We start from the raw sequence: 26,567 nt of genomic DNA, 5'->3' as shown, positions 1-26,567 counted from the left end.
CGCGATCAACCGACACTACGGGATCCACATGTCCTATCAAGAAGCCTACGGCAGCTACCACGCCGTCAACCTGGATGCGCAGACCTCGCGCGCTTCGCCGGTGGAGCTGGTCCTGCTGCTCACCGACGGCCTGCTCGACGAGCTGGCGCGCGCCCGCGCCCACATCGCCGCCCGCCGGTTCGAAGCCAAGGCAGCCAGCATCGACAAGTGCGTCGAGATCATCAACGGCCTGTCGAGCTCCCTCGACTTCGACCAGGGCGGCGAGACCGTCGCCAACCTGGCGCGTATCTATGATTTCTGCGCCCAGCACCTGCACGGCGCCGGCATCAAACTCGACCCGACCATGGTCGATGAAGTGATCCGCGTGCTGACCACCATCCGCCAGGGCTGGAAAGGCGTGCAAGAGCGTAATGGATAGGACCCGCGCCATCGACAGCCTTGCCAAGGCGCTGGCTGACGCCGGCGCCAGCGCCGACTGGGAGCTGCTGGCCCGCGCCACGCGCGAGCTCGGCCCCCAGCTGCAGGTGCTGGCTGCTACGGCGCCATGGAGCAGCGCCGAGCGCGCCGCCCTCGGCCGCCTGCGCAGCGCGCATGATGGCGCAGCAGGCCAGGTTGCCGCCGCCTCCGGGCAGCTGCAGGCGCGCCTCGACGACATGCGCGTCAACAAGGAGGGCTGGATGGCCTATGCCCTCGCGGGCGAACCCGATTCTGGTAACACCACCACATGAATATCACGATGAACAGCGCACCCCTGCCGGCCGGCGGCGACGCCACCGTAGCCGCCAACGGCACCGCAGCCGGAGCAGCCGCAACCCCGGCCGATGGCCTTCCGCTCGACCCGGCGCAAATCGCCGCCTCGGGCATTCCTGCCGCGATGCCCTTCCTGCAGTTCATGGACCTTAATGCCATCGCCATGCCGGCCGGCGAATTGCCGGTGCCGGAACTGGCCAGCGCCGACCCGGCGCTGCAGGATGCCTCGGCCCCTGCAGCTGCACCGGCGCCTGCCGACGCTGCGGAAGAAACGACCGATACCGGCAATGCCACGCTGCTGGCCGCGATGGCCATGCCGCTGATGCCGTCGATGATGATGGCCATGCCGGCCGCCCTCCCCGCCGGCCTGCGCCTCGCTTCGGGCAAGCCGGAGCAGCAGGCTTCGACGAGTGCCGCGGCAGCGGTGTTCGGCAGCACTGCGGGCAGCACTGCAGCCACCAGCGCCGCCGGCGCCATCGAGCTGCCACTGGCCGCCGCCGCGCCGCATGCCGTCAGCGCGGACGCCGCACTGCCGGCCCAGGCCATCGATACCGCCTCGGCCCAGCTGGCGCGCGCCAGCGCAGCCAGTGCCCAGCCGGCACCGGCTGCTACAACAAGCCAGCCGGCTCCCGCAGCGGTGCAGGCCCAGCCCCGCGACGGCGCCGCGCCTGAAGCAGCCGCCCAGTCGGCAGGCAGCAATGCCGGCTTCGGCGTCGCCGCCCCGGCCGCACCAAGCACCCCTGCGCGCGATGGCGGCACCCTGACCCTGGCTGGTCCGCCGACCGCCTGGCGCCAGTCGCTGCAGGAAGCCCTGGGCGACCGCCTGAACCTGCAGCTCACGAAAAACGCCGAGCAGGCCGTGATCCGTCTCGAGCCGCCGATGCTGGGCCGGGTCGAGATCTCGATCCGCCACAGCGCGGGCGCGCTCGAAGTGAACATCACCGCCACCCACAGCGAAGTGCTGCGCCAGCTGAACACCGTCGGCGACAACCTGCGCAGCGACCTCGCCGGCCGCCAGTACACCGACGTGTCGGTGAACATCAGCCAGGCCACGCCGCGTGCCCAGGCCGCCGCGCAAGCCGGCAGCGGCGCCGGCTTCGGTGCTGATGCACAGGGCCGCGGCCGCCAGCAGGACCAGGAACATGACGAGCGCACTCCCGGCGCCGCCCTGGCCGAGGCCCACCATTCCAACACCGCGTTCTCCCTGAGCGGACGCGCCTGAGCCCACGACCATGAACAGTAAAGCCAAACTGATCGCCGCCTTCCTCGGTGTCGCCCTTCTCGCCGCAGGAGCCGCCGGCGGCGCCATGTGGTACATGGCGCCCGTAGCCGGCGCTGCCGGAGTCGCCGCCAAGCCGGCGCCGGAAAAGAAGCTGACCAAGTACGTCACCCTCGACAAGGTGATCGTCATGCTGCGCCGCGCCCCGAACCAGGCCACGGCCCACTACCTGTCGGTCGACCTGGTGCTGGCCACCACGGCGGAACAGGAAAAGGAAGCCAAGGAACACCTGCCGCTGCTGCGCAGCGTCGCCGTAGCGAGCCTGTCGGCCTACACGGTGGCGGAAGCGTCCAGCATGACGGTGGAACAGTACGCCCAGCAGCTTAACAAGACCTTCGACGCCAGCTATGCCAAGGAAAACCATGAAAAGCCGTTTTCCGAAGTCATGATCGGCAAGCTGATCGTCGAATGACCGTCCAATAGACACCGGGGACATCGTGGCCTATACAGCCGACTATGCCGATTCCAGCGCCGCCGCCTTGTACGGGGAAGCGCCCGCCAACGCGGGCATGACCCCGGGCGAGGAGCAGCGCCACCTGCTCGCATATGCGCCGCTGGTCAAGCGCATCGTGCGCCAGCTGAACTCGCAGGTGTCCGGCGCGGTCTCGCGCGAGGACATGGAGCAGATCGGGCTGATGGGGCTGCTCGAGGCGCTGCGCCGCTATGGCGAGCCGGACAACGGTTTCGGCAGCTATGCGTCCTTGCGCGTGCGCGGCGCCATACTCGATGAGCTGCGCCGGCAGGACTGGCGCCCGCGCGCGGTGCGCCAGGACAGCCACCGCATGCGCGACGAGCTGCGCGCCCTCACCCGCCGCCTGGGGCGCGAGCCGAGCGAGAAGGAGGCCGCTGCCGCACTGGGATTGAGCCCGGACGAATTCCGCCAGCAGGTGCTGGACGACGTCGCCGAAGAGATGCTCAGCTTCGACGAAGTGCTGCAGGAATCCCTGGAGCACGCCCACAGCGCGCCGAGCCCGGAAGAAGGCTATATGGTGCGGCGCAGCCTGGAGCAGGTGCTGGGCAGCCTGAACGAAAAAGAACAGCGCGTGATCCAGATGATCTACGAGTTCGAACTGAGCTACAAGGAAATCGCCGCGGTACTCGACCTGTCGGACGCCCGCGTCTGCCAGCTCAACAAGAGTGCACTGGCAAAAATGAAGGCTGCACTCGGGCGCGCCTGAGTTCACCACACGGAAATAAGCAGGCAACAAGAAAGGCAGTACGTCATGCAGCAATTACTAGGTCTCGCAATCGTGCTCGGCGCCGTCTTCGGGGGCTTCTCCCTGATGGGCGGTACCTTCGCTTCGATCTTCCACCCGATCGAGCTCCTGATCATCGGCGGCGCCGCCTTCGGCGCCCTGGTGCTCGGCAACCAGCGCCACGTGCTGGCCGAGATGGCGCACCAGCTGAAAAAAGTCATGGCGCGCACCAAGCACGACTCGGAATTCCAGCGCCAGCTGCTGCTCCTGATGTACGAACTGCTGCAGACCGCGGCCGGCGGCCTGAAGGCGCTCGACGCCCACGTCGAAGCGCCGTCGGAAAGCCCGCTGTTCCAGCGCTACCCGCGCATCCTGGACGAGCCGAAGCTGCTGGCTTTCATCGTCGACAACTTCCGCCTGATGGCGATGGGCAAGATCAACGCCCACGAGCTCGAAGGCGTGCTGGAGCAGGAACTGGAAGCCATCCACGAAGAACTGACCCAGCCGGCCAAGTCGCTGCAGAAGATCGCCGAAGCGATGCCGGGCTTCGGCATCCTGGCCGCGGTGCTGGGCATCGTGATGGCGATGTTCTCGGTCTCGGGCGGTGCGGATTCGGGCGAGATCGCCGAAAAGATCGGCGCCGCGATGGTCGGCACCTTCATCGGCATCTTCTTCTGCTACGGCCTGCTGGAACCGCTGGCGAACATGATGAAGCAGCTGGTCAATTCGGAAGCCTCGACCATGGAAACCGTCAAGGTGGTGCTGTGCACCCACGTGGCCGGCAAGCCGGCACTGCTGGCGATCGACGCCGGCCGCCGCCTGATCCAGCTGAACACCAAGCCCAGCTTCGCCCAATTAGAGCAGTGGATCAATGCGATGGGCGGCGAGGATGAGTCGCAGAACAAGCGGCGCCGTACGGCCGACCGCATGACGGGGTAATCGTGTCAAAAGTTAACGAAAAGCACGAATCAACCATCGTCAAGCGCGGCGGCGGCAAGCATGCGCATGACGAGCACGGCGGCGCCTGGAAGGTGGCCTTCGCCGACTTTTGCCTGGCTTTGATGGCATTGTTTCTAGTCTTGTGGCTGATTGCCTCACGGGAACAACAGAATCTGAAGAAAATCGTGCGTGATGCAACCGAGAACGGTATGCTCGACGAAAAGGGCCGCAAGCCCGAGATCGCCGCGGAACCGAGCGGGAGCATGATCGAGCGCTTCGAGCTGCCGCTGGCCGGCAGCGCCGGCAACCAGGCGCCCGGCAGCCCGAACGCGACGCGCGTGGCCTACGAATCGCCCGAGGATCTGGCGGCGCTGTCGAAAGCGCTGGGCGAGATGAGTGCGGACGCCGGACTGGCAGCCAACCTGGACACCGTGATCACGCCCTATGGCCTGCGCGTCATGCTGCATGACACCGACCGCCAGGGCATGTTCATGCGCGGCAGCGCCCTGCCCACCGGGCGCTTCGTGCGCCTGCTGCGCAAGATGGGCCCGCTGTTCGCGCAGATGAAGAACCAGATGCTGATCGTCGGCCATACGGACTCGTCGCGTTTTGCCGGGTCCGACAAGGGCGGCTATTCGAACTGGGCGCTGTCGACCGACCGCGCACTGTCGGCGCGCCGCGAACTGCTCGACGGCGGCATGCGCTCCGAGTCCGTGCTGCAGGTGGTGGGCATGTCCGACCGCGCGCCGCTGGAAACGAAGGAACCGCTGGCGGGAGTGAACCGCCGCATCGAACTGCTGATCCTGACGACCGCCCAGTCGCGCATGGTCTCCAGCATGTTCGGCAAGCCCGGCGCCACGACCCCGCTGGGGAAGGACGCGTCGATCAGCATGCCCGACGCGGCAGCACTGGAAAAGCTGCGCAGCCAATTGCCGAAGTAAACCCATGAGCATCCAATCGAAAACCCGAGGTAACCGCATGAAAATCACCGGCGCGATCGCTCCTACCGTGACCCTCGGCACCCAGCGCACCACCGTGCAGGCGCCGGCCGAGACGGCATCGGCGTCCTCCGCCGCGCCCGCCCTGCAGTCGGAAGTGCTGCAGCCGGCCGCGCAGGCGCTGCGCGCAATGCCGGACTTCGATGCCGCACGCGTGGCCGAGTTGCGCGACCAGCTGGCCAAGGGCGAGCTGCCGTTCAACGCAGGCCGCCTGGCCGGCCTGATCGAGCGCTTCCATGGCGGGGGCCGGGGATGAGCCGCATGACCCGCCCACAGGCCAATGCGCTGCTCGTCGACGGCGTGCAGGCCGACGTGCGCGACAGTGCCGAAGTGCTGTCCCTGCTCGAGCGCCAGTTCGACGCCGCGCTGCGCCACCAGACCGCCGAACTGACTTCCCTCGCCGGGCTGCTCGCTCCCCTGCTCGATGCCATGGATGCACGGCGCCAGCAGCGTGTCTCGCTGGTGCGCGCCCTGCTGGGCGAGGAGGCGACCATGGCGCAATTCATCGCGACACTCATTGAACCGGCACAGGGCGCACTGGCCGCAGCCTGGGCCGACCTGGAACACACGGTGCAGGCCTGCAAGGCGGCCTCGACCCGCAACGGCAGCCTGCTGGCCGAACAGTACACCGTGATGCAGCGCGTGCTGCACGGCGAGGAAGGGATTTATGCGCCACGCTGATTTTGCGACCGCGCCGCTGTCGCCGCTGGCGCCGACCGCCGCTACCCGCCCGACCGCCGCGATCGGCGGCGGTAGTGGTTTTGGCAACATGTTCGGCGAGGTGCAGGGCGAAGTGGCCGCTTACATCCAGAATGGTGACGGCGGCGAGAGCGGCGCTGCTGCCCTGAGCGCCGAAGGCAGCATCTGGCATGCGCGTGCGGCCGGCCTGATCAGCGGAGAGAACGAAGTCGATGGCGTTGATGCGGTATCGGGCGCTGACACCACGCCCGAGCAGCAGGCTTTCCTGGACAGCATCGCCCCCTGGGCGCGCCAGGCTGGCGAACAGCTCGGCGTGGCGCCGGAACTGGTCTCGGCCCATGCCGCGCTGGAATCTGGCTGGGGCCAGCGCCCGCTGCGCAACGGCAGCGGCGAGTCGAGCCACAACCTGTTCGGCATCAAGGCCGGATCGAAGTGGGAAGGCGCCGTGAGCGAATCAGCGACCACCGAATACATCGGCGGCGCCGCCATCAAGACCCGCGAACGCTTCCGCTCCTACCCGGATGCGGGCAGCGCCTTCCGCGACTATGCGCAAATGCTGGCCGATAACCCGCGCTATAAAGGCGCGCTGGGTGTCGGCAATGATGCAAAGGCCTTCGCCCAGGGCCTGGCCAAGGGCGGTTACGCGACCGACCCGGCCTATGCGGCCAAGCTGACCCGCCTGGCCACCAAGTTGCAAGGCAGCGACGGCTGAGCTTAGCGACTGATGCCCGGCACGTCGACCGGCTCGACCGTGCCGGCGCCGGTTACCCGCATCCGCACCACCTGCCCGCTCGCCGCGTTGCGCACACGCACCGTAGCGCCGCGCGCGCCGGCATCCAGCGCTTCGCCGCCCATGCTGATTTCAATCCCCTCGTGACGCGCCAGCATCAGTACCTGGTCGCCGCGCTTGACCATCAGCGGCGAGGTGAGGCTGCTGGTTCGCAGGATTTCACCGGCGCGCAAGCTGCGCCGGCTGGTCTGGCCGACCGCCGCTTCCGGCGCGCCGATGGCGTCAGCCACCTGCGTGACGTCGCGCCGCTCGAGCGTAATGTGCTCATCCGTCAATACTTCGTTGTTCCTGAGCGACATCGCGGTGACCGCCACCACGGCCGTAATGCGGGCCCGCACCACGAAATCGTGTTTCCAGCCACGCGGCTCTAGGCAACGTGCCACGAAGCGCATCCGTGCGTACTGGCGGGTGTCGAGCGCCTCGATCGCCACTGGGGCGCTACACGGCGGCGCTGGGCGTGCGCTGACCACGCTGAGCTCGATTTGGGGCTCGGCCAGGCCGCTGGCCTGCAATTGTTTGTCGATTTGTCCACGGGCGGCTTGTTCTATCTGCAAAGAAATAGATTGAGCGGCCTCGGTTGTGGCGCATAAAAGACAGGATACAATGAACGAGGTTGCCCTAGGGAAAGCAATCATTGTTAAATAGAGGGTGGCGGTTGAGAAACGATGAGCGGCCATTCTACCGAAACAACGCAGGAAACCGACAGAGGATCGATATGACGATTAATTTTAAGGAAGCCCTGGGGGTACACGCCGACGCCTTGCAGGTGCGCGCCGAACGTACCCGGGTGCTCGCCGCCAATATCGCCAACGAAAGCACGCCCGGCTACACGGCGCGCGACATCGACTTCGCGTCGGCCCTGCAAGAGCAGATCGCCGCCGAGGCGGGCGAGCCGACGCTGGATAGCGACGGCCCCCTCTACCGCGTGCCCTTCCACCCCAGCGCCGACGGCAACACCGTCGAGATCGGCGTCGAGCAGGCCGCGTTCTCGCAGAATGCCTCCGACTTCCAGACCAGCCTGACCTTCATCAACATGAAGCTGCGTGGCCTGAACAAAGCCATCACCGGCCAATAAACGGGAACTAAGACATGGGTTTCAAGGATATTTCCCAGATCGCCGGATCGGCCATGGCGGCCCAGACCGTGCGCCTGAACACGATCGCCAGCAACCTGGCCAACGCCAACGCCGTGGCCGGTTCGGAAGCCGAAGGCTACCGCGCACGCAAGCCGGTATTCGCCGCCGTCATGGGCGAGTCGGGCGGCGCCAGCGTGCAGGTGCTGGACGTGGTCCAGTCGAGCGAGCCGCTGCGCAAGATGTACGAGCCGGACAATCCGGTCGCCGACGCCGACGGCATGGTGTATTACGCCAACGTCAACGAAGTGGCCGAGATGGCCGACATGATGGCCGCCTCGCGCGCCTTCGAGACCAATGTCGAGGTCATGGGCCGTATCAAGAACATGCAGCAGTCGCTGCTGAAGATGGGCGAGGGCTGATCCGATGGTTACCACTACTAATTCTTTCGGCTTCTCGACGCCGAACACCAGCGCCAACAACGACAAGATCGCCACCAGCACCGCCACCAGCGAGAACAAGGACATGTTCACGAAGCTGCTGGTCGCGCAGATCCGCAACCAGGATCCGCTGGCGCCGTCGGACCCGACCCAGTTCGTGAACCAGCTGTCGCAACTGTCGCAGACCGAAGCGCTGCAGCAGCTGGCCCAGACCACCAGCGCCAGCGCCAGTGTGCTGCAGAGCCTGCAGGTCATGGCGATGGGCGCCCAGGTCGGCAGCGACGTGTCGGTTGCAACCAGCCGCGTGCGCCTGGGCGAAGACAAGATCAGCGGCAACGTGCAGTTGGGCGGCGCCAGCACCGCGACCTCGCTCGTGCTGACCGGCGTCGACGGCAAGCAGCACCGCGTCAGCCTGCCTTCGCACGGCGCCGGCGCCCTGCCCTTCACGCTCGACCCGGCCGCGCTCGGCCTGGCCCCGGGCAACTACAGCATCAGTGCCGAAGCTTCTGATGGCACCAAACCGGCGGTGGAAGTCAGCGGCCGCCTCGACAGCGTGCGCATGTCGGCCACCGGCGGCATCCTGCTGCAGGTCGCCGGCGTCGGCGAAGTCGATCCCTCCAGCGTCACCGGTTTCAACGGCAAGGGCAAGAGCCTGGCCGCCTCGGATATCTAAAAGGAATTCACATGAGCTTCAATATCGCACTGTCCGGCATCCAGGCCATCAACGAGCAGCTGGAAGCCGTCTCGAACAACATCGCCAACGCCGGCACCTTCGGCTTCAAGAGCAGCCGCGCCAACTTCGCTTCGGTGTATGCCGGCGACCAGGCCAATGGCGTGGAAGTGGCTTCGCTGACCCAGAACATCGGCCAGAACGGCAGCCTGCAGAACACCGGCCGCGGACTCGACGCCGCCATCCAGGGCCGCGGCTTCTTTACCAGCCGTGACGCCCAGGGCGTGATGCAATACACCCGCGTCGGCATCTTCTCGGCCAACAAGGACGGCAACCTGGTCGACGCAGCCGGCCGCAACGTGCAGGGCTATGGCCCGACCGTGGGCGGCGTGATCGGCGTGATGGGCGACATCAAGATCCCGACCGGCCAGATCGCGGCCAAGGCCAGCACCGGCATCAACTTCGTCGGCAACCTGTCGGCCGACTGGGCTCCGAAACCGGCAGTCCCCGCCTTCAATTATACGGACTCGTCGACCTACAACATGGTGAAACAGTCGGTGCTGTTCGACTCGCTCGGCACCCAGCACACCGTGTCGCAGTATTTCGTCAAGACCGGCGCCAACACTGTCGCCGTGCATTACGCCATCGACAACGCGGCACCGTCGGGCACCTCGACCACCCTGACCTTCGACACCCTGGGCCAGATCCCGGCCGGCACCAAGAGCGCCACGCAAACCGTGGCGGCTGGCGGCGGCGCGGCTGCCCTGAACTTCACCATCGACTACAGCGGCACCACCCACTTCGCCGGCGAAGCCACCACCACCACCAACCGCAGCGACGGCTATGCCTCGGGCAGCTTCGTGGGCGTGGAACTGGCCGAAGACGGTTCGATCGTGGCCAAGTACAGCAACGAGCAGCAGCAGGTCGTCGGCACCCTGGCGATCGCCACCTTCCCGGACGAAGGCAGCCTGATCTCGACCAGCGACACCAGCTGGGCCGCCAACAACGCTTCGGGCACGCCGCTGTACAGCACCCCGGGCGTGGGCCTGGCCGGCAAGCTGTCGAAAGGCACGCTGGAAGGCTCGAACGTCGACATCACCTCGGAACTCGTCGGCCTGATGACCTCGCAGCGTAACTACCAGGCGAATTCGAAGGTCATCACGACCGAGAACCAGATGATGCAAGCCCTGATGCAGGCGCTGTAACAACTAAAGGCAGACCGGTATGGATAAACTGATCTTCACCGCCGTCAGCGGCGCCGAACGCACCATGCGTGCGCAGCAGGTGCACGCGAACAACCTGGCCAATATCGACACCTCGGGCTTCCGCGCGAACTTAGAGGTTGCCGCTACCCAGGCGCAGCAACAGGGCTACGGCTACGACAGCATGCACCTGGCCCAGACCCAGGCGGATTCGATCTCGACCCGCTCCGGCGCGGTACGCGAAACCGGCCGCCCACTGGACGTCGCCATCAACGGCGGCGGCTACCTGGCGGTGCAGTACGACGGCGGCGAAGCCTATACCCGTGCCGGCGCGATCGACATCGACGCCAATGGCGCGCTGTCGGTGCACGGCCACCCGCTGATGGGCGAAGGCGGCCCGATCACCCTGCCGCCGCACCAGGCGGTCGAGATCGGTACCGACGGCACCATCTCCGTGCTGACCGAAGGCGCGACCGCCATGCAGGCGATCGACAAGCTGCGCCTGGTGAATGCCGAAGGCGCGGAACTGACCAAGAACGAAGCCGGCCTGATCGTGTCGCGCCAGGGCGATCCGCTCGAAGCCGACCCGAACGTCAGCGTGCGTGGCGGCGCCCTCGAGGGCAGCAACGTGTCGGCGGTCGAAGAAATGGTCGCCGTGATGAGCCTGAACCGCAGCTTCGAGATCCAGATGAAGCTGTTCAAGGCCAGCGACAGCATGAATGAAGTGGGTAATCGACTCATCGGCGCCTGATCGGCGCTTACCAGGATTTACCTCGCGGCACGCTGCCGTGAACACCAGATAAGGGAGTACTCATGAATCCAGCAATGTGGATCAGCAAGACCGGCGTCCAGGCGCAAGACGCCAAGCTGCAGGCGATCGCCAACAACCTGGCCAACGTGAATACCGTCGGCTTCAAGCGCGACCGCGTCGTGTTCGAAGACCTGTTCTACCAGGTCGACGCCCAGCCGGGCGCGCAGAGCGCCGACAACACCGTCTCGAACGGCGTCCAGCTCGGTAACGGCACCCGCCTGGTCGGCACCCAGAAGGTCTTCACCAACGGTAATATGCAGACCACCAGCCAGCCGCTGGACGTCGCCATTTCCGGCGCCGGTTTCCTGCAGGTGCGCCGCCCGAACGGCGAACCGGCCTTCACCCGCGCCGGCCAGCTGAAGGTCGATGCCAACGGCACCCTGACCAATGCCCAGGGCCTGGCCCTGGTGCCGCAGATTACCGTCCCGGAGAACGCCACCGCCATCACCATCGGCGAAAACGGCATGGTCTCGGCCACCATCGCCGGCAGCAGCGCCCCGACCGAACTCGGCCAGCTCACGCTGACCAGCTTCGTGAACCCGGCCGGCCTGCTGGCCCTGGGCGAGAACCTGTTCAGCGAAACCGCTGCCTCGGGCACCGCCAACGAAGGCCGTCCCGGCGATGGCGCCATGGGCAAGCTCAAGCAGGGCGCGCTGGAAGGCTCGAACGTGCAGGTCGTGGAAGAAATGGTCGACATGATCGCCGCCCAGCGCACCTACGAGATGAACACCAAGGTGCTGTCGGCTGCCGACAACATGCTGCAATACCTGGCACAGGCTGCACGCTAAATGAAAGTCCTGACCGCGGCGCTGTGCGCCCTCCTCCTGTCCGGTTGCGCTTCTACCGCACCGCGCCAGGCTTCGATCGACGACGACGAAGTGCCGATGGCACGCGCGGCGTCGCGCGGCGTCTCGGGCGGCGTGTTCACGGGTGAAACCGTGTCGCTGACCTCGGACAGCCGCGCCTACCGCGTGGGCGACGCGGTCACCGTCATCCTGCAGGAAACCACCCAGGCCAGCAAGCGCGCCGGCACCAGCTTCTCGAAGGGTTCGTCGGTGGCGGTTGCCCCGATCGCCGCCCTCGGCAAGACCTTCGGCAAGACCGCGCTCGATATCTCGGCCGACCGCTCGTTTGATGGCGACGCCACCAGCACCCAGCAGAACGCCTTGTCCGGCGCGCTGACCGTGATCGTGCAGGAAGTGCTGCCGAACGGCCTGCTGCGCGTAGCGGGCGAAAAGAATTTGATGCTGAACCAGGGCGAGGAATTCGTGCGCCTGAAGGGTTTTGTCCGCGCGGCCGACATCGACAACGACAACCAGGTCTCGTCGCTGCGCGTGGCCAATGCCCGCATCGCCTATTCGGCGCGCGGCGCCCTGGCCGATGCCAACACCCCAGGCTGGCTGACCCGCTTCTTCAACAGCCCCCTGATGCCGTTCTAAGGACGATATGATTCACAATTCTCATGTTGCCCGCGGTTTTCGTATCATGTTGTGCGCCGCCCTGCTCGGCGGCGCAGCCATGCCGGCCACCGCGGCCCAGGCGCTGCGCAACCTCGTCAGCGTTGAAGGCGTGCGCGAGAATCCGCTGGTCGGCTACGGTTTAGTTGTGGGCCTGAACGGCAGCGGCGACTCCAGCCAGGTGAAATACGCGGGCCAGTCGGTCGTCAACATGCTCAAGCAGTTCGGCGTGCGCCTGCCGGACGGCGAAGACGCCAAGAACAAGAACGTCGCCGCCGTCATGGTGTCGGCCGTCTTCCCGCCGGGCTACCGCCGCGGCCAGGCGATCGACATCACGGTCTCTTCGCTGGGCGACGCCAAGAGCCTGCGCGGCGGCACCCTGCTGCTGACGCAACTGCGCGCGGCCGACAATGAAATCTATGCGCTGGCCCAGGGCAACCTGGTGGTCGGCGGCCTGAACGCCACCGGCAAGAGCGGTTCCTCGGTGACGGTGAATACCCCGACCACCGGCCGCATCCCGAACGGCGCCATGATCGAGCGCGAGATCGCCTCGGACTTCTCGACCCGCCCGCACCTCATGCTGCGCCTGCGCCAGCCGCATTTCGAGACCGCGACCAACGTGGTCGAAGCGATCAACAAGCGCTACGGCGCCATCGCGACCACCGCCGACGGCACCAGCGTCGAAGTCATCGCACCGATCAACCCGACCGAGCGCGTGGCCTTCATGGCCAAGCTGAACAACCTGTCGATCGAATCGGGCATCGAAGTGCCGAAGGTCGTGTTCAACTCGCGCACCGGCACCGTGGTGATTGCCGACGGCCTGCGCGTGAAAGCGGCCGCCGTCACCCACGGTTCGCTCAAAGTGATCATCTCGGAGAGCTCGCGCGTGAGCCAGCCTGGCCCGCTGTCGCGCGGCCAGACCGCCGTCACGCCGGAATCGAAGCTGTCGGTTGACCAGGGCTCGGGCCAGATGTTCCGCTGGCCGCCCGGCGCCAAGCTGCAGACCATCATCGACGTGGTCAACAGCTTGGGCGCCTCGCCCGACGACATCATGGCGATCCTGCAGGCGCTCGACCAGGCCGGCGCGATCGAAGGCGAACTGGTGGTGATCTGATGCGTATCGATCCTACCCAGCTGCAGCAGGCGGCCCTCGCGGCGGAAGCACCTGTAGCCCCGGCCGCCGCCCAGCCCGCGGCCGACCCGGTCTATGTCAAGAAAGCCACCAAGGCCGCCGTCGAGTTCGAGCGCTTCTTCATCTCGCACATGCTCAAGGAAATGCGCTCGTCGACCAGGGCCATGGCGACCGAAGACAGCGTGTTCAACAACAAGGTTAACCAGGACATGCAGGACATGGCCGACGACCAGCTCGCCGCGAGCATGGCCGGCAACCGCGCCTTCGGCATCGCCGATGCGATCCTGCGCCAGCTCGTGCCTGCCGCCCAGCCTGCCTCCAAACCTGACACCAAAGCTTAGTCGTTATTCAAACTAAGTACCGAGCAAAACTTAATGCCGGGCAATAAACGGTCGCCTTGTTAGGTTGAACCCTGCCTCTGGAAAGAATCCGCACCATGGCCATCATCAATAACGCATTGTCCGGCGCCCTCGCCGCCCAGGTCGCACTGTCTGCCAGCAGCCAGAACATCGCCAACCTGCAAACCAAGGGCTACACCCGCCAGTCGGCGCTCCTGACCGCCATGGGTCCGGACGCCAGCCCGCGCTCGGCCGGCAATGGCGTGCAGGTCAGCTCCCTGCTGCGCTTTTCGGACAACTACAAGAGCCAGGCCATGTGGCGCGCGGCGGCCGAACTCGGCGCGCATTCGCAGACCCAGCCGTACCTGAGCCAGCTCGAAAACGTCATGGGCGACGAGACCGCCAGCCTGTCGGCCGGCATCGACCAGTTCTTCGGCGCCCTGAATGCCGTCGCCGGCGACCCGGGCTCGACCCCGCTGCGCCAGCAGGTGCTGACCTCGGCCGGCCTGATGGCGGAACGCTTCAACGGCCTGAACAACGTGTTCAACTCCCAGCTGCAATCGGTGCGCAACCAGCGCAGCGCCATCGTGGACTCAGCCAACTCGCAGATCGCATCGATCGCCAGGCTGAACCAGCAGATCAGCGAAGCCCAGGCCGGCGGCCTGAGTGCATCGGCCATGATCGACGCCCGCGACCAGGCCATCGACGACCTGGCCAGCAAGATGGCGCTGGAAGTGTCCGACAACGGCGACGGCACGCGCGACGTCTCGCTGAAAACCGGCCAGGCACTGGTGCTGGGCAGCAAGCACGGCACCCTGACGGCCGCGCCAACCGCCACCTCGCCGCAGGAATTCTCGCTGAACTTCGCCGGCACCAAGTTTGTGCTCGACGCGGCCAAGCTCGGCGGCCAGCTCGGCGGTCTGGCGAAATACGAAACCGAGAAACTGGTTCCGATGCAGGGCGACATCGCCGCCATCGCGGAGCAGCTCGCCAAGAAGGTGAACGACCAGCTGGCAGCCGGCCTCAAGCCGGCCGTGCCGCCTTCCACCACGCCTACCGCCGGCGCCCCGCTGTTCGTATTCACCGCGGGCGGCAATGCCGACATGCTCAAGGTTGCGACTCCCTTTGTCGCGGAGGACTTCGCGTTTTCGAGCGACGGCGCGCCGGGCGACACGGGCAACCTGCAGAAGCTGGTCGCGATCAAGACCCAGTCGATCACGGTCGGCACCATCGGCAACGTGCTGCTTTCCGACGCCGACACCCAGATCGTCGGCAAGCTCGGCGTTGACAGCCAGCTCAACAAGGCGGCCCTGAAGACCACCCAGACCGTACGCACCCAGTCGCTCGACGACTGGCAGTCGACCAGCGGCGTGAACCAGGACGAGGAAGCCGTCAACCTCGTCGAGTACCAGAACATGTACCAGGCGAACCTGAAAGTCATTTCGATCGCCAACCAGCTGTTCGACGCCACCCTGGCGATGATGGGCTAAAGGACACCACCATGCGTATCGCTACCTCGCAGTACCAATCGACGATGAACCAGTCGCTCCAGACCAACCAGGAGCGCATCACCCACCTGACCCAGCAGATGGCGAGCAACAAGCGCATCCTGGTGCCGTCGGATGACCCGGTCGACAGCGTGCGCCTGGCGCGCCTGGCGCGCGAAGAAGCCACCGTGCAGCAATACCGCGACAACATCGGCTCGATCAAGATCCGCCTGACCAAGACCGAAGGCTACCTGAGCAATATGTCGAAGGAGATGATCAACGGCCGCGACCTGCTGGTCTGGGCTTCGGACGGCGGCAATGCGGCGGAAGACCTGAAGGCCATGGTCAGCCCGCTCGAAGCGCTGCGCGAAAGCCTGTTCTACAACGCCAACACGATCGACCAGGAAGGCCGCTACGTGTTCTCGGGCACGCTCACCACGACCGCCCCGATCAAGTACGACCCGGCCGCCGCGCTGGGCTCGCGCTATACCTATGTCGGCAACACCAATTCGCAGAACGTGGTGGTCGGCAACGGCATCACCCAGGCCGGCAACCAGGACCTGAAGGGCCTGGAAAAGCTGCTGAACCAGCTCGACGAGAGCATCGACATGCTCAAGACGCCGGGCATTACCGCCAACAACCCGGCACTGCGCACGGTGCTGGCAAACAACCTCGGTGGCTTCGACGCTGCACTCGACCTGGTCGGCGGCAAGATCGCCACCCTCGGCGGCGCCCAGAACATCATGGCCACGCTCGACGCGAATCACTCGAACGTCAGCCTGTCGAATAGAATGGCGATTACCGATATCGGCGCGCTCGACGTCGGCGAGGCCGCGACCTCGCTCAACGGCTATTCGACCGCGCTGCAGGCCACGTACAAAGCGTACAGCCGCATCGGCACTTTGTCCCTGTTTTCGGTCCTGTAAGCAATTATGGAAGCTGCCCTCCGCCCGGCCAACCCGGCCCTCCCGAATACCACCGCCGGTACCGGCGCGGCAGCGCGTGCGACCGCGATCCGTACGGCGGATCCGGACAGCCGCGTCGTCACGCAGGTCGCCGCCACCGTTGCCCCGCTCCAGCGCGGCATCAAGTGGGATACCCGGCTGCAAGGCGACGTCGCCCGCGCGCAACAGGCGGTCGACTACCTGGAACGCGTCGCGGCCCAGCTCGAAGCCCTGAAAGCCGACCTGAGCTCCAAGATCTCCGGTCGGAGCGACCCGGCGCGCCAGATCGAGATGCGCGCCCAGCAGCTCGCCAGCGTGCTGCAGACGCGTGCAAAGAAGAGCGGTGGCGGCGTCGATGCACAGCTCGACTTCAAGGACGGCCAGGCGGCCACCACCCGTTTCCGCATCCGCGGCTTCGACATGACCGCGTTGCAGTCCAGCGGCCCGCAGACCTATGCATTTTCGGTCGGCAGTTCCGGCGGCCCGCAGCTGACCGCCACCATCGACGAAGGCATGACGCCCCAGGAAATCGCCGCCCGCCTCGACCGTACCCTGTCGCCGGTGAAGGTCCGCGTCTCGCTCGACAACCAGCAGCAGCTGTTGTTCGGCGCACCGGAATCGGAATGGGACGGCATCAAGGATGCGATCGCCATCTCCGGCCGCGGCCGCGTGGATACGGCGGAAGAACCTGCGGTCATCGCACCTGAACAATGGAAGATCGGCAACCCCGACGCCCTGCGCCAGAGCCTGCGCGACGTGATGGCCGCACTCGGCCGCGTGCGCCGCTCGCAGGACGCCGCCAGCGCGGCCCTCAGCGCCGCCATGGCACGCACGCCCCAGCCGGCGATTCCGGAGGCGGAGCTGGCGATCATTTCGCAGGACTTCACCGCGACTGCAGCGGGGCATGATTACCAGTCGCTGCTGGCGATTACGTCGGCGCTGGTGGGGGTGAGCCGGGAGCGGGTGCAGGCGCTGCTCGGGCTGCGTTAAACCTGCTTCTGTTCGATAGAAAAGCTCCTTCGGGAGCTTTTTTTATTAGTAAAGGTCGCGTTGTCGCGCCTCGTAGGGTGGGCAGATTCTGCCCACGCGGTGATTGTTATCGGCTCCGCTCTCGGGCTCGATGATCTTGCCACCAACTATCACCGCGTGGGCAAGGAACTTGCCCACTCTACGATTCTCGACGGCTCGAACGCCCATAAAAAAACCCGCTGCAAGCAGCGGGTTTTTCATTCAACCATCAAAGGAATTAACCTTCGCGGTTTGCCTTCTTGCGCTCGTGCTCTTTCAGGAAGCGCTTGCGCAGGCGGATCGATTTCGGGGTGATCTCGACCAGCTCGTCGTCCTCGATGAATTCGACTGCGTATTCGAGCGACATCTGGATCGGCGGCACCAGGCGCACGGCTTCGTCGGTACCCGACGAACGCACGTTGGTCAGCTGCTTGCCCTTGATCGGGTTGACGACCAGGTCGTTGTCGCGCGAGTGGATGCCGATGATCATGCCTTCGTACACCGGGTCGTTGTGCGACACGAACATGCGGCCGCGGTCCTGCAGCTTCCAGATCGCGTAGGCGACGGCAGCGCCGTCATCCTGCGAGATCAGCACGCCGTTACGGCGGCCGGCCATTTCACCCTTGCTGTTGTCGACTGGTGCGTACTCGTGGAACACGTGGCTCATCAGGCCGGTGCCGCGGGTCAGGGTCATGAATTCGCCCTGGAAGCCGATCAGGCCACGCGCCGGGATCAGGTACTCGAGACGCACGCGGCCCTTGCCATCCGATTCCATGTTCTGCAGGTCGCCACGGCGGCGGCCCAGTTCTTCCATCACACCACCCTGGTTGACTTCTTCGACGTCGACCGACAGGGACTCGAACGGTTCCTGGCGCACGCCATCGACCATCTTGAAGACCACGCGTGGACGCGACACGGCCAGCTCGAAGCCTTCACGGCGCATGTTTTCCAGCAAAATCGTCAGGTGCAGTTCGCCGCGGCCCGAGACTTCGAAGATCGTGTCGTCGTCGGTAGGGGCAACGCGCAGGGCGACGTTGGCCTTCAGTTCGCGGTCGAGGCGCTCGCGCAGCTGGCGGCTGGTGACGAACTTGCCTTCGCGGCCGGCCAGTGGCGAGTTGTTGACCATGAAGTTCATGGTCAGGGTCGGCTCGTCGACGGTCAGCATCGGCAGCGCGTCCGGGGTGTCCGGTGCGCAGATGGTCGAACCGATGCCGATTTCTTCGATACCGTTGATCAGGACGATGTCGCCGGCGACGGCTTCGTCGACCAGCACGCGCTCCAGGCCCTTGAAGTTCAGCACCTGGTTGATGCGGCCCTTGATAGGGGTCGAATCAGGACCGTTCATGACGACGACGTCCTGGCCGGCCTTGATGCGGCCGCGCGAGATGCGGCCAATGCCGATCTTGCCGACGTACGACGAATAGTCGAGCGAGGTGACCTGCATCTGCAGCGGGCCGTCCGGATTGTCGTCACGGACTGGGACGTGTTGCAGAATCGCTTCGAACAGCGGCTTCATGTCGCCTGCGCGGACGTCTTCGGTCAGGCCGGCGTAGCCGTTCAGGCCCGAGGCGTAGACGATCGGGAAGTCGAGCTGCTCATCGGTGGCGCCGAGCTTGTCGAACAGTTCGAAAGTCTGGTTGATGGCCCATTCGGCGCGCGCGCCTGGACGGTCGACCTTGTTGACGACGACGATCGGCTTCAGGCCCAGGGCCAGTGCCTTGCGGGTCACGAAACGGGTCTGCGGCATCGGGCCTTCCTGCGCATCGACCAGCAGCAGCACCGAGTCGACCATCGACAGCACGCGCTCGACTTCGCCGCCGAAGTCGGCGTGGCCTGGGGTGTCGACGATGTTAATGTGGGTACCTTCGTACTCAACGGCGCAGTTCTTCGACAGAATCGTAATGCCGCGTTCTTTTTCGAGGTCGTTCGAGTCCATCACGCGGGTTTCGACGGCCTGGTTCTCGCGGAAGGTGCCCGACTGGCGCAGCAGCATGTCCACAAGCGTGGTCTTGCCGTGGTCGACGTGGGCGATGATTGCGATATTACGAATCGCGCGTTTGGTGTTTGACATGAATTTTCGAGAAGTTGCGTGTTGTACGAAAGTGTACGAGTGCTGCTGACGACTGTTACTGGGGTGCTGCGAATACGGTGTTGCAGATTACTGGAACCGACTAGTATAGCACGTATATCTGCCCGTCCGAGCGGGCTCGGGGGAAAGCGCAGGAATTTCAGTGGCTTGCCGGGCTTGATAGCGTATTTTGGCGGCAGCGCATGACCTGCCGATGACCGTAGGGTGGGCGGCTACACCCAAGCCTGGGAATCATTCGCGTCCCATGGGCCGTCCACGCGTTCAAATCACGGATGAATTGTGGCGCGGGCTTTCTTGCACGGGTTGAACGCGTGGGCGGCGTTGAAACTTCAGGCCGATCCACTCCCGGGTGGAGCCGCACCACCCTACGAGACGGTGGATATCAGCCGCTCCGGGGCCAGGATCGAATACTCCCCCAGCTGGGCGGTGCCGAGCAGGCGGCCGTCGTGATACACGCGCACCCTGCCCTGCTCCGTCGGCACGGCCACTTCTTCCTTGCCGAGCGCCAGCCGCTGCCCCTGCAGGAAGCGCTTCGCCAGCTCGGCCGTCAGCTCGATCGACGGGAAGGTCGACAGCAGCGCATCGACGGGACTGAGCAGCGACAACGGGTCCGGATGGGCCAGCAGCTCGTCCAGCGTCACCATGCCCGCCATCGTCAGCGCGCCGACTCCGGTGCGGCGCAGCGCATTCAGGTGGGCGCCGCAGCCGAGCGCCGCGCCGATGTCCTCGCCCAGCACGCGCACATAGGTGCCCTTGCTGCAGGTGACGCGGATCTTCAGGAAAGGCGCGTCGAATTCCACCAGCGACAAGCCGTGGATGGTCACCGGGCGCGCGTCGCGCTCAAGGGTGATGCCTTCGCGCGCGTATTCGTACAAGGCCTTGCCGTCGCGCTTGAGCGCCGAATACATCGGCGGCACCTGCAGGATGGGGCCGCGGAAGCGCGCCAGCACGGCTTCGATCTGTTCGACCGTCACCTCGACCTCGCGCTGCTCGATCACTTCGCCCTCGGTGTCGCCGGTGGTGGTCATGATCCCGAGATGGACGGTCGCTTCGTAGCTCTTGTCGGATTCCAGCAGGTCTTGCGAGAACTTGGTCGCCTCGCCAAAGCACAGCGGCAGCAGACCGGTGGCGAACGGGTCGAGGGTGCCGGTGTGGCCGGCCTTCTTGGCGTTGAAGACACGCTTGGCCTTGATCAGCGCGTCGTTGGACGACAGGCCGACCGGCTTATCCAGCAGCAGGACGCCGTCGACAAGATCGCGCGGCTTTTTGGCAGGACGCGCGCTCACTCGGATTCTGGCTTCGTATCTGGCGCGGTATCCGACGCGGTATCCGACGCGGTATCCGACGCGGCATCGGGAACCGTAGCGGGCGCCGCATCCGGCTCGGCGTCGGCGGCGCGCACCGCATTGGCCTGGTCGATCAGCGCCGACATCGCGAGGCCGCGGGTGGTCGAGGTGTCGTGCACGAAGTGCAAGGCGGGCAGCGTGTGGATGTGCAGGCGCTTGCCGAGCAGGTTTCGCAGGTAGCCGGCCGATCGCGACAGGCCCTCGAGGGTCATCTTGATTTCTTCCTTGCTGTCTTTCAGCAGGGTGAAGAAAACCTTGGCGTGGGCGTAGTCCGGGGTCAGCTGCACTTCGCTGATCGTGACCATGCCGATGCGCGGGTCCTTGAGTTCGTAGGCGATCAGTTCCGACAGGTCTTTCTGGATCTGGTCGGCGACGCGCAGGCCGCGCTGGGGGATGCTTTTACTATGTTTTGCCATGATTTACTGCCTGTGTTGTTCTTGTGTTTAAGCGGTGATGGTGTGATGACGCTTTTTAGGCCACTGCACCAAGCACCGTCATCCCGGCGCAGGCGAGAACAATGCCACTGGCATTGTTCTCTCCAATTTTCGGTGCCTTAGGGCTGCGCTTGAATATAGCGGCGGCGGAACGAAATTGGGTACCGGCCTTCGCCGGTACGACGGTCTATAAGCTAGCGGGCCTTTGGCACGCTCGCGCGGGCTGGTCGGCCTTTGAATAAAACAAGGGCCAGGCCCCTGCGCGGCATCGCCGCGAAGCGTCCTGGCCCCCATGTTACGCCAAGTGCGTGAATTACAGCGTACGCGCCACTTCGGTGACTTCGAACACTTCGAGGACGTCGCCGACCACGATATCGTTCATGTTCTTCAGCGACAGGCCGCATTCCAGGCCGGCACGGACTTCTTTCGCATCGTCCTTGAAGCGCTTGAGCGAGTCGATCTCGCCGGTCCACACGACCAGGTTGTTGCGCAGCAGGCGTACCGACGACGAACGCTTGACCACGCCATCCGTGACCAGGCAACCCGCGATCGCGCCGACTTTCGAGACCAGGATGACCTGGCGAATCTCGACCTGGCCGGTGATGGTCTCGCGCTTTTCCGGAGCCAGCATGCCCGACAGTGCGGTCTTGATCTCGTCGATCGCATCGTAAATGATGCTGTAGTAACGGATGTCGACACCGTTGGCTTCGGCCAGCTTGCGTGCCTGGTTGTCGGCACGGGCGTTGAAGCCGATGATGACTGCCTTCGAGGCCACTGCCAGGTTGACGTCCGACTCGGTGATGCCGCCGACCGCCGCATGGACGACCTGCACGCGCACTTCCGAAGTCGACAGCTTCTGCAACGAACCGACCAGCGCTTCCTGCGAACCCTGCACATCGGTCTTGACGATGAGCGGCAGGTTCTTGACTTCGCCTTCGGCCATCTGGTCGAACATGTTCTCCAGCTTGGCGGCCTGCTGCTTCGCCAGCTTGACGTCGCGGAACTTACCTTGACGGAACAGGGCGATTTCACGCGCCTTGCGCTCGTCGGCCATGACCATCACTTCTTCACCGGCGCTCGGCACTTCGGTCAGGCCCTGGATCTCGACCGGGATCGATGGACCCGCGGTGGTGACCGGCTTGCCGTTTTCGTCGAGCATTGCACGAACGCGGCCGAACGAGGAACCTGCCAGCACGACGTCGCCGCGCTTGAGGGTACCCGACTGCACCAGGATCGTCGCGACCGGGCCCTTGCCCTTGTCGAGGCGGGCTTCGACCACCAGGCCACGGGCCGGTGCTTCGGTCGGCGCCTTCAGTTCCAGCACTTCGGCCTGCAGCAGGACTTGCTCCAGCAGGTCGTCGATACCGGTACCCATCTTGGCCGACACCGGCACGAATGGCGATTCGCCACCGTATTCTTCCGGCACCACGCCTTCGGTGACCAGTTCCTGCGTCACGCGGTCGGTATTCGCACCAGGCTTGTCGATCTTGTTGATCGCCACCACCAGTGGAACGCCAGCAGCTTTTGCGTGAGCAATTGCTTCTTTCGTTTGCGGCATCACGCCGTCGTCCGCCGCCACCACCAGGATGACGATGTCGGTTGCCTTGGCGCCGCGGGCACGCATCGCGGTGAACGCCTCGTGGCCCGGGGTATCCAGGAAGGTGATCATGCCGCGCGGGGTGTCCACGTGGTATGCACCGATGTGCTGGGTAATGCCGCCGGCTTCGCCCGATGCCACCTTGGCACGGCGGATGTAATCCAGCAGCGAGGTCTTGCCGTGGTCGACGTGACCCATGACGGTGACGACCGGAGCGCGCGAGGTCGATTCGAACTCGGCGTGTTCGCCCTGGTCGGCCAGCAGCGCTTCCGGATCGTCCTCGGCAGCGGCAAATGCCTTGTGGCCCATTTCTTCCACGAGGATCATCGCGGTTTCCTGGTCCAGCACCTGGTTGATGGTGCACATCTGGCCCAGCTTCATCAGTTGCTTGATGACTTCCGATGCCTTGACGGCCATCTTGTGCGCCAGTTCGGCGACGGTGATGGTCTCCGGCACGTGGACGTCCTTGACGATCGCCTCGGTCGGCGCCTGGAAATTGGTTTCGCGGTCGTCGCCATGCGAACGGCGGCCACCACTACGGCCACCGCTGCGCCAGCCGTCACGGCCGGTGCTCGCAGGTGCGCCACGGCCTTTCGGGCCGCTCGGTGCGCCACGCTTCTTGGCGTCGTCCGACCAGGTCGAGGACACATTGGCCGACTTGATCGACTTCTTGTCGCCCGGCTTCTTGTCGTCTGCCTTCTTGACGTCGCCCGGCTTCTTGTCGCCGGTCGCAGGCTTGTGCAGCGTACCGACTGGTGCGGCAGGCGCGGCCGGCTTGGCAACCGGTTCCGGCGCCTTGATGACGCGGCGCGGCTGGCTCATCATGAGCTTGATCTGGGCGACTTCGTCGGCCACGGCCTTGCGGGCCTTCTCGGTAGCGGCGGCACGTTCGGCGGCTTCACGGGTGGCTTCTTCCGAGCGCTTCTTGGCTTCCAGAGCAGCAGCCTGGGCCTTCTCGTCGGCAGCGCCGGTTGCGGCACTGGCGGCGGCAGCGGCGGTCGCAGCAGTCTTGGCAGCAGCGTCGCGCTTGGCCTGTTCGGCCGCTTCGCGTTTCGACTGCTCCTCGGCTGCCTTGGCCTGGGCGGCTTCTTCGGCTTCCAGCTTGGCCAGGCGGTCCTGCTTTTCACGCAGGTCGGCTTCCTGGCGGGCGATCAGCTCGTTCTGGCGGCGCGCGTCTTCTTCGCGGCGTGCCAGTTCGGCAGCGTCGATCACCGGCTCGGCTTCCACCTTCGGTGCCGGCGCAGGGTCGTCGCGCTGCACGAAGGTGCGCTTCTTGCGTACTTCCACCTGGATGGTGCGCGATTTACCGCTGGAGTCGGCCTGCTTGATCTCGGTCGTTTCCTTGCGGGTTACCGTGATCTTTTTCTTTTCCGTCGGTTCCGCCGCGCCGTGGGTACGGCGCAGGTGGTTCAGCAGCTTGTCCTTATCATCCTTTGACAAGGGATCTGACGTCGAACTTTTTTCGACGCCGGCCGAGCGCAGCTGCGTCAGCAGCAGGTCTGCAGGCATCTTCAGTTCGGTGGCAAATTGGGCTACGTTGTTACTCGCCATTCAGTCCTCTTTTCTATGTGTCGCGGAGATGATAAAGATTTGCAAATTACGCCTTGGCCGTTTCTGCCAGGCTCCAGGCTTTCGCCTGCAGCGCCTTGGCGCGGTCATCGTATTTACTGTCGACCAGCTTCATCTCATCGTCGGTCACATCATTAAATTCATTCTTGATCAGTTCACCGGCACGCTCCGACGACAGGGCCAGGATGGCGCCGAATTCGTCGTAGGCCAGGGCCGAAAATGCTTCGACCGTCTTGATGCCTGCCAGGCCAAGCTTGCCGGCGGTGGTACGGTCCATGCCTTCCAGGTTGACCAGCGATTCTTCCATGCCTTCGAGGCCTTCTTCGGAAGCGATCGCTTCGGTCACCAGGGCGTCACGGGCACGGGTACGCAGTTCATTGACGGTGTCTTCGTCGAAGGACTCGATTTCCAGCATTTCGGAAATTGGTACATACGCGATTTCTTCAAGGCTGGCAAAGCCCTCTTCCACCAGGATGTCGGCCACTTCCTGGTCGACGTCCAGTTTTTCCATGAACAGCGTGCGGATCGCCGCGGTTTCCTGCTGCACCTTGCTGGCCGATTCCTCAGCCGTCATGATGTTGATTTTCCAGCCGGTCAGCTCTGCCGCCAGGCGCACGTTCTGGCCCGAACGGCCGATCGCGATCGCCAGGTTTTCTTCGTCGACAACGACGTCCATCGCGTGCTTTTCTTCGTCGACCATGATCGACGAGACATTGGCCGGGGCCAGGGCGCCGATCACGAACTGGGCCGGATCGTCCGACCACAGCACGATGTCGACGCGCTCGCCGCCCAGCTCACCGGTCACGGCCTGCACGCGCGAACCGCGCATGCCGACGCAGGTACCGATCGGGTCGATGCGCTTGTCGCTGGTGAAGACCGCGATCTTGGCGCGCACGCCGGCGTCACGGGCAGCCGATTTGATCTGCAGGAGGCCCTGCTCGATTTCCGGCACTTCGAGTTCGAACAGCTTCATGATGAAGTCTGGTGCGGTGCGCGACAGGATCACCTGCGGGCCGCGCATGTTGCGGTCGACGCGCAGGATGAAGGCGCGGACGCGGTCGCCGATACGCAGGTTCTCTTTCGGGATCATCTGGTCGCGCGGCAGGCGCGCTTCGATCTTGCCCGACTCGACGATTGCATCGCCGCGTTCCATGCGCTTGATGGTGCCGGTGACCAGCGAGTCGCCGCGTTCCAGGAAGTCTTGCAGGATCTGCTCGCGCTCGGCATCACGCACGCGCTGCAGGACGACCTGCTTGGTGTCCTGGGCGAAGCGGCGGCCGAACTCGACCGACTCGATCGGGTCTTCGATGTATTCGTCGACTTCGATGTCCGGGATCTGCTCCATGGCCTCGAAGTGCAGGATTTCCTGGTCGGGCAGCTGCAGGCCGGCTTCGTTCGGAACGACGTGCCAGCGGCGGAAGGTCTCGAATTCGCCGGTGTCGCGATCGATCGCCACGCGAATGTCGACCTCGCCTTCATAGCGTTTTTTGGTGGCTTGCGCGAGCGCGAACTCGAGCGCTCCGAAAACCACTTCTTTATCGACGTTCTTTTCGCGCGCAAGCGCATCCACCAGCAACAAAATTTCGCGACTCATGCTTTGCGACTCCTAAAATCCACCTGCGGCACCAAACGTGCCTTGTCCAATTCGGCCAGCGTAAATTCCAACAACGCTGCGCCATCTTTATTTTCAATTTCCAAACCGACCTTGTCGTTCTCGACGCCGCGCAGGATCCCGGTAAACGTCTTCCGGTTCGCGGTGCCCGGCATCGCAACGCGCAGCTTGACCGTGCATTCGTGCCCGGCAAAGCGCGCAAAGTCGGCGAGCGTCCGTACCGGGCGGTCGAGGCCCGGCGACGAAATTTCCAATCGTTCGTAGTCCACGTTCTCGACCGTGAAAACGTGCGACAGCTGGTGGCTCACCGTGGCGCAGTCCTCGACCGTGATCGGGCCCTTCTCTTCCACGGCATCTGCCGGAAAATCGATATACACGCGCAGGATCCCGCGCTCGCCGCGTTCGACGTCAACAAGTTCGTAACCGAGGCTGGCGACTGTCTTGGCGATTAAATCAAACTGCTGCACGGCACTTCTCCAGGGCGTTAAAACGATTTACCAAACGATTTTCCAAAAAAAAAATGGGCATCTGCCCATCTTTTTGTATTTGCAACCCAACCAGATGAAAGCACTTGCACCAAAAAATAATGGGAAGAACTTTGATTAGGCTGCAAATTATACAGCTTTACTGCTCCTCCCGCAATCACCCGGGTAGCAGTGACTAGCAGAATAGAGCAAAAAGCAACAGTTGGCAGGGTGACCACATCGG

General features: G+C 64.7%; 30 protein-coding genes. 22 read left to right on the top strand and 8 right to left on the bottom strand.

What is annotated here, in order from left to right; all coding sequences use genetic code 11:
* The first annotated feature begins 28 nt into the window (after window positions 1-28).
* From fliS to HGB41_RS15055, 10 genes are read left to right on the top strand one after another with little or no spacing between them, the layout of a single operon-like run.
* Window positions 29-418, top strand: a complete 390-nt coding sequence (gene fliS / locus HGB41_RS15100) for a flagellar export chaperone FliS (RefSeq protein ID WP_171085854.1) — start codon at window positions 29-31, stop codon at window positions 416-418.
* Window positions 411-728: a hypothetical protein gene (locus HGB41_RS15095; protein WP_171085851.1), complete on the top strand. Its 318-nt coding sequence runs from the start codon at window positions 411-413 to the stop codon at window positions 726-728. The genes fliS and HGB41_RS15095 overlap by 8 nt, the downstream gene beginning before the upstream one ends.
* A gap of 8 nt (window positions 729-736) precedes the next feature.
* On the top strand, window positions 737-1,972 hold the full coding sequence (locus HGB41_RS15090; protein WP_171085847.1) for a flagellar hook-length control protein FliK: 1,236 nt from the start codon (window positions 737-739) through the stop codon (window positions 1,970-1,972).
* A 10-nt stretch (window positions 1,973-1,982) separates the two neighbouring features.
* Window positions 1,983-2,441, top strand: a complete 459-nt coding sequence (locus tag HGB41_RS15085; protein WP_171085845.1) for a flagellar basal body-associated FliL family protein — start codon at window positions 1,983-1,985, stop codon at window positions 2,439-2,441.
* Between the two features lie 25 nt (window positions 2,442-2,466).
* On the top strand, window positions 2,467-3,207 hold the full coding sequence (locus HGB41_RS15080) for a FliA/WhiG family RNA polymerase sigma factor (protein WP_171085843.1): 741 nt from the start codon (window positions 2,467-2,469) through the stop codon (window positions 3,205-3,207).
* A gap of 45 nt (window positions 3,208-3,252) precedes the next feature.
* Entirely contained in the window at window positions 3,253-4,164 is a 912-nt protein-coding gene (gene motA, locus HGB41_RS15075; RefSeq protein WP_171085841.1) for a flagellar motor stator protein MotA, read from the top strand.
* A 2-nt stretch (window positions 4,165-4,166) separates the two neighbouring features.
* A complete protein-coding gene (locus HGB41_RS15070; protein WP_171085839.1) occupies window positions 4,167-5,105 on the top strand; it encodes a flagellar motor protein MotB in 939 nt (312 codons plus the stop codon).
* Window positions 5,106-5,109: 4 nt separating this feature from the next.
* Window positions 5,110-5,418, top strand: a complete 309-nt coding sequence (gene flgM, locus HGB41_RS15065; protein ID WP_171085837.1) for a flagellar biosynthesis anti-sigma factor FlgM — start codon at window positions 5,110-5,112, stop codon at window positions 5,416-5,418.
* Window positions 5,419-5,423: 5 nt separating this feature from the next.
* The gene (gene flgN / locus HGB41_RS15060) at window positions 5,424-5,843 is read left to right on the top strand and encodes a flagellar export chaperone FlgN (protein WP_229423048.1); all 420 of its coding nucleotides are present in this window, start codon (window positions 5,424-5,426) and stop codon (window positions 5,841-5,843) included.
* Window positions 5,830-6,573 carry a glycoside hydrolase family 73 protein gene (locus tag HGB41_RS15055; RefSeq protein ID WP_171085833.1) on the top strand — a complete coding sequence of 248 codons (744 nt, stop codon included), beginning with the start codon at window positions 5,830-5,832 and terminating at the stop codon, window positions 6,571-6,573. The genes flgN and HGB41_RS15055 overlap by 14 nt, the downstream gene beginning before the upstream one ends.
* A 2-nt stretch (window positions 6,574-6,575) precedes the next feature.
* Here the strand turns inward: HGB41_RS15055 and flgA are convergent, their stop codons facing one another.
* On the bottom strand, window positions 6,576-7,121 hold the full coding sequence (flgA, locus tag HGB41_RS15050; RefSeq protein WP_371868528.1) for a flagellar basal body P-ring formation chaperone FlgA: 546 nt from the start codon (window positions 7,119-7,121) through the stop codon (window positions 6,576-6,578).
* A gap of 245 nt (window positions 7,122-7,366) precedes the next feature.
* Between flgA and flgB the strand changes: the two genes are divergently transcribed.
* The 12 genes from flgB to HGB41_RS14990 all read left to right on the top strand — a co-directional run bounded on the left by flgB (window position 7,367) and on the right by HGB41_RS14990 (window position 17,194).
* Window positions 7,367-7,726: a flagellar basal body rod protein FlgB gene (gene flgB / locus HGB41_RS15045; RefSeq protein WP_171085830.1), complete on the top strand. Its 360-nt coding sequence runs from the start codon at window positions 7,367-7,369 to the stop codon at window positions 7,724-7,726.
* Window positions 7,727-7,740: 14 nt separating this feature from the next.
* Window positions 7,741-8,145, top strand: coding sequence for a flagellar basal body rod protein FlgC (flgC, locus tag HGB41_RS15040; RefSeq protein WP_171085827.1), 405 nt, complete (start codon window positions 7,741-7,743; stop codon window positions 8,143-8,145).
* Window positions 8,146-8,149: 4 nt separating this feature from the next.
* On the top strand, window positions 8,150-8,836 hold the full coding sequence (locus HGB41_RS15035; protein ID WP_171085826.1) for a flagellar hook capping FlgD N-terminal domain-containing protein: 687 nt from the start codon (window positions 8,150-8,152) through the stop codon (window positions 8,834-8,836).
* Window positions 8,837-8,847: 11 nt separating this feature from the next.
* Window positions 8,848-10,038, top strand: coding sequence for a flagellar hook protein FlgE (locus HGB41_RS15030; RefSeq protein ID WP_171085824.1), 1,191 nt, complete (start codon window positions 8,848-8,850; stop codon window positions 10,036-10,038).
* 19 nt (window positions 10,039-10,057) lie between these two features.
* Window positions 10,058-10,786 (top strand): flagellar basal body rod protein FlgF, encoded by a 729-nt coding sequence (locus HGB41_RS15025; RefSeq protein WP_171085822.1) that lies wholly within the window; start codon window positions 10,058-10,060, stop codon window positions 10,784-10,786.
* Between the two features lie 62 nt (window positions 10,787-10,848).
* Window positions 10,849-11,634: a flagellar basal-body rod protein FlgG gene (gene flgG / locus HGB41_RS15020; protein ID WP_171085820.1), complete on the top strand. Its 786-nt coding sequence runs from the start codon at window positions 10,849-10,851 to the stop codon at window positions 11,632-11,634.
* Window positions 11,635-12,285 carry a flagellar basal body L-ring protein FlgH gene (gene flgH, locus HGB41_RS15015; protein WP_171085818.1) on the top strand — a complete coding sequence of 217 codons (651 nt, stop codon included), beginning with the start codon at window positions 11,635-11,637 and terminating at the stop codon, window positions 12,283-12,285.
* A gap of 46 nt (window positions 12,286-12,331) precedes the next feature.
* Complete coding sequence (locus HGB41_RS15010; RefSeq protein ID WP_229423046.1) at window positions 12,332-13,417, top strand: flagellar basal body P-ring protein FlgI; 1,086 nt, start codon at window positions 12,332-12,334, stop codon at window positions 13,415-13,417.
* On the top strand, window positions 13,417-13,776 hold the full coding sequence (locus HGB41_RS15005) for a rod-binding protein (protein WP_171085814.1): 360 nt from the start codon (window positions 13,417-13,419) through the stop codon (window positions 13,774-13,776). Before HGB41_RS15010 ends, HGB41_RS15005 begins: the two co-directional genes overlap by 1 nt.
* A gap of 95 nt (window positions 13,777-13,871) precedes the next feature.
* Entirely contained in the window at window positions 13,872-15,263 is a 1,392-nt protein-coding gene (gene flgK, locus HGB41_RS15000) for a flagellar hook-associated protein FlgK (protein WP_171085812.1), read from the top strand.
* An 11-nt stretch (window positions 15,264-15,274) separates the two neighbouring features.
* The gene (flgL, locus tag HGB41_RS14995) at window positions 15,275-16,186 is read left to right on the top strand and encodes a flagellar hook-associated protein FlgL (RefSeq protein ID WP_171085810.1); all 912 of its coding nucleotides are present in this window, start codon (window positions 15,275-15,277) and stop codon (window positions 16,184-16,186) included.
* Window positions 16,187-16,192: 6 nt separating this feature from the next.
* Complete coding sequence (locus tag HGB41_RS14990; protein ID WP_171085809.1) at window positions 16,193-17,194, top strand: hypothetical protein; 1,002 nt, start codon at window positions 16,193-16,195, stop codon at window positions 17,192-17,194.
* 45 nt (window positions 17,195-17,239) lie between these two features.
* Here HGB41_RS14990 and HGB41_RS14985 read toward each other — a convergent pair whose 3' ends face one another.
* From HGB41_RS14985 to rimP, 7 genes are all read right to left on the bottom strand, one after another.
* Window positions 17,240-17,434: a hypothetical protein gene (locus HGB41_RS14985; RefSeq protein ID WP_171085807.1), complete on the bottom strand. Its 195-nt coding sequence runs from the start codon at window positions 17,432-17,434 to the stop codon at window positions 17,240-17,242.
* A gap of 16 nt (window positions 17,435-17,450) precedes the next feature.
* The gene (gene typA / locus HGB41_RS14980; protein WP_171085805.1) at window positions 17,451-19,283 is read right to left on the bottom strand and encodes a translational GTPase TypA; all 1,833 of its coding nucleotides are present in this window, start codon (window positions 19,281-19,283) and stop codon (window positions 17,451-17,453) included.
* A gap of 383 nt (window positions 19,284-19,666) precedes the next feature.
* Window positions 19,667-20,587 carry a tRNA pseudouridine(55) synthase TruB gene (gene truB / locus HGB41_RS14975; protein ID WP_171085802.1) on the bottom strand — a complete coding sequence of 307 codons (921 nt, stop codon included), beginning with the start codon at window positions 20,585-20,587 and terminating at the stop codon, window positions 19,667-19,669.
* Window positions 20,584-21,063 carry a 30S ribosome-binding factor RbfA gene (gene rbfA, locus HGB41_RS14970; protein WP_171085801.1) on the bottom strand — a complete coding sequence of 160 codons (480 nt, stop codon included), beginning with the start codon at window positions 21,061-21,063 and terminating at the stop codon, window positions 20,584-20,586. The genes truB and rbfA overlap by 4 nt, the downstream gene beginning before the upstream one ends.
* Window positions 21,064-21,394: 331 nt before the next feature.
* The gene (gene infB, locus HGB41_RS14965; protein WP_171085799.1) at window positions 21,395-24,229 is read right to left on the bottom strand and encodes a translation initiation factor IF-2; all 2,835 of its coding nucleotides are present in this window, start codon (window positions 24,227-24,229) and stop codon (window positions 21,395-21,397) included.
* A 46-nt stretch (window positions 24,230-24,275) separates the two neighbouring features.
* A complete protein-coding gene (gene nusA / locus HGB41_RS14960) occupies window positions 24,276-25,841 on the bottom strand; it encodes a transcription termination factor NusA (protein ID WP_171085797.1) in 1,566 nt (521 codons plus the stop codon).
* On the bottom strand, window positions 25,838-26,326 hold the full coding sequence (rimP, locus tag HGB41_RS14955; protein ID WP_171085795.1) for a ribosome maturation factor RimP: 489 nt from the start codon (window positions 26,324-26,326) through the stop codon (window positions 25,838-25,840). The genes nusA and rimP overlap by 4 nt, the downstream gene beginning before the upstream one ends.
* Between the last annotated feature and the right edge of the window lie 241 nt (window positions 26,327-26,567).

This window comes from Telluria aromaticivorans (assembly GCF_013003915.1).
GTDB classification, from domain to species: Bacteria; Pseudomonadota; Gammaproteobacteria; order Burkholderiales; family Burkholderiaceae_D; genus Telluria; species Telluria aromaticivorans.
The sequence above is the reverse complement of the archived record's forward strand: the minus strand, read 5'-3'. Positions and strand labels throughout refer to the sequence as shown.